General features: G+C 41.4%; 1 protein-coding gene and 1 pseudogene. Both read right to left on the bottom strand.

The features are described 5' to 3' along the window. A pseudogene (locus AYJ08_RS18600) lies at positions 1 to 401 on the bottom strand (hypothetical protein); the annotation flags it as partial. An 84-nt stretch (positions 402 to 485) separates the two neighbouring features. Further along, positions 486 to 3,213, bottom strand: a 2,728-nt coding sequence (locus AYJ08_RS18595) for an S-layer homology domain-containing protein (protein WP_064018956.1), incomplete at its 5' end; no start/stop codon positions are given.

Here is a 3,213-nt window from a genome sequence, read left to right as displayed (position 1 = left end):
ATATCCTGAAGCATCATGCCTGAATGATAATTCTTTGATTCATAGGGAATGCTTTGCATTAAGGTGTTTAGAACATCTTTATTCCCCATTACACGTTGGGCTTCCTGAGTAAGAGCCGCGGAACCCCCTGCTCCCCCAAAGAACAGATGTGTTACAAAAGTGGCATCGTCCTTCAAGTAAGCTAACTTACGCAAATCTTGCAACGGTTCAACCGGAATATACACCTTGCCGTCTATTACAATTCCACGCTCGTTAATAGGGGAACGATCTACCGTCAAGGCTACCTTTTGGTAGTTTCCCTCTTGCCCATATGGACTCACTACTTGAGTTGCCGCAAAAACGGTTGTGCCTCCAACCGCAAGCAATGCGGCAGATAAGGCAATTAACTTCAATCCTTTCATACAACGTCCTCCCTGTGATTAGCAGAAAACCTTCCTTGTAACCAGAATGGCCAGGAAGGTTTTCGCTTTTGTTTCATCCAGTTCCTACTTGACTTCAGCAACAGCCGGAATCAGTTTTTGCATTGCCATGACACGAGCCATTAAGATCGCTGCATCACCGCGAAGCATGTTAGCTTTTGGCTCAAATATATAGCCTTGTTTCGGGTCATTCGGATCTACTGGAGAACCGATGATCAGTTTTTTCTTGGCGATTTCCACTACAGCAGGAGCTGCATATCGGTCAACCAATGGTGCATCCTTGAACAATTTTGTTAAGTTTGCAGTTGTTTTTGCTGCATTGGTTTCCGTTTTTAATTTCAACGCACGCGCTAAAATAACAGCAACCTCTTCACGAGTAATTTTACTATTTGGTTCGAAAATCTTTGGTTCTTTACCGCGAACGATTCCCAAACGTGCTGCTGTTTCAATGTGACGGTAGTCGTACTTCTGAGTACCATTGTAATCAAACGGTACATCCACAAACGACTGACTTGGCGGGTTATCTACCAATGGAAGCTGCAAGGCACGCACGATCATCGCTGTAAATTCACCGCGTGTCGTTTCTGTATCTGGCTTAAATTCCACTTCGTTATCCGCTTTAATAACTCCTTTAGCAAACATTGCTTCTACTTGGTTGCGAGCATATTGATGAGTCACAACGTCTACAAAGGAATCGTTTAGCTTAGCTACTACATAATAACCAAACTTATCAAATGGAACAGTGATCGTTTTCTTGCTCACATTCACCTTACCGCCAAGATTTTCCCAGAAGAACTTGTTCGGGTCGTATCTCATTACGGTTAGATGATTAGCTGCATCTGAAACAACATTCGGATCGTATGCAAGCTCAAGCGTACCGCGTTTGTTTGGTACAAGCACGCGATTCACAGGAACATCGTTGAAGTTATACAGCTTCAGACTATCGGTTAACGCACGTGGCATGATTGGCAGCATACCATATGGATACGGATCGTAGTCTTCCTTTGTACCAGGATCATCAGCTAAACCTGCATCCATCCAGAATACATTCGATGCTTTTACAAAATGTGTATCAAAGGAATGCTCGAAATCACGACCCAAGTCCTTAATCACATCATCAAAGTTTTTCGGTCTTTCTTGTAGATAATCAAAACGGTCAACAACGCCATCCTCTTTGTTAGCAATTCCGTACAGGATGTTATGGCCCTTGAAGACTTGACCTCTCAAATTCTCTGGTACGTTATAATCGTAGCGAACCAGATACGTATCTTTCGGGAATGTCAGGTTTAACTGCTTTTCGAAAATATTGGTTTTTGCAGTCATTGGTGCCATATATTGCGAGCCTGGGATGGTACTTAGTGCATAGAATACCTCGAACGAATCATTTACGACATCGCCGTTTGCACTCTTTACCGTAAAGTTAATTTTGTTCGCCTTGTTAGGCTTTAGATCTGTAATGACCGCTCTAAAGGCGTTCGGGTAATCAATTTTCCCGTCCATATCGCTGTCATAGTCCACTTTTGTTGCAACATTATTTTTGCCGAATGTAATGCTGTCCGCACCTGGTGCATCAATGATTACTTCAACAAAGTTTTGATTCAAGGTAGCTTGACGCGGCAAAATAGGACGAACAATATCGTACATTAAGCCCGGCGCACGAACTTCCAAACGAGAAGTTGATTTGGAAGAGCCGTTTACCCCGTTATTGTAAACGGTAAAGGTATAAACTAGTTTTGAACCATCTTTAGGTAATTCAATGTTGGAAAGAATGAAGGTAAAGTATTTTTTGTCCTTCAAATACTTCACTTCCAAATTGTCGACTTCTTGGCTTCCCCAAGTGTCTTTTCCATCAATTAATAATTTGTTTTTACCTAAAATCCATTTTTTATCATACTTATCATCAGAAGACTTGATTTCAAGAACATATTTTGGCTCATTACCACCATCAATATCTTTCTTCATATCGTTGAGTCTTCCTTCGATAGCGGACATTGAATCTGGCAGATCAATAAAATCAAAGGTACCAAAGACATTCATTTTCTTTTCTTTGGTTGTATACACTCCGTCTTTTCCAGTAAAGCGATTGTCCTTAGAAGGCTTCTCTGTTGCATAAGGATAAATTCCTTCTGTGCCGCCTTTTGGAATTTCAGGATAGGTGTTGGATAGTAACGTAATTTTGTACGTTTTTTCGTACAGAACGTTACCTTTTTTGTATCTGAAGACCAAGGTGTTTTGACCTTCAATAAAACTAACCTTTGTACCGGCTTTCATTTTAAAGTTATAGTTGTTGCCGCCGATTGGTTCTAATGGAATATCGCTGTTATTCAACGTCAGCTTGACCATACCGTTTGTATAGCTAGTTGCATCAAGCTCCACGTTGCTAACAGTACCCTCAAATTCTTTCATGCTGGTAACAAGCTTTTTCTCGTAGTCAGTAATGGTTGGATCATAATCAAAAACCTGACCGTCTTTGATCTTGGCAAATTCTTGAACCGGTCCAGAAGCTGATGTAATTTGCAGGGAATAGCTATCTTTACCAGTGGAGCTTTCTACCTCAAACTCCAGTTTTTGTGTTCCATTAACCGGCAGTTCTCTAATGGTGAACCATAGACGCTCGCCGCGAACTGTTCCCGTAGCAGGACTAATGGTAACAGGAACCTTGCCACCGCCTTGTCCAATCGCATGAACGGTGATTTTGTTTACAGTACCTGTATTTTTCGTTAGCAAAGCGATAGAGAATGGCAATTTATTGATGGTAGTATTCGCATCAAATTTATTGCCTTCTTCATTTCCA

This window comes from Brevibacillus sp. SKDU10 (genome assembly GCF_001645205.1).
Taxonomy (GTDB): Bacteria; Bacillota; Bacilli; order Brevibacillales; family Brevibacillaceae; genus Brevibacillus_B; species Brevibacillus_B halotolerans.
Note: the sequence above shows the minus strand (reverse complement) of the source record. Positions and strands in the feature narration are given on the sequence as shown.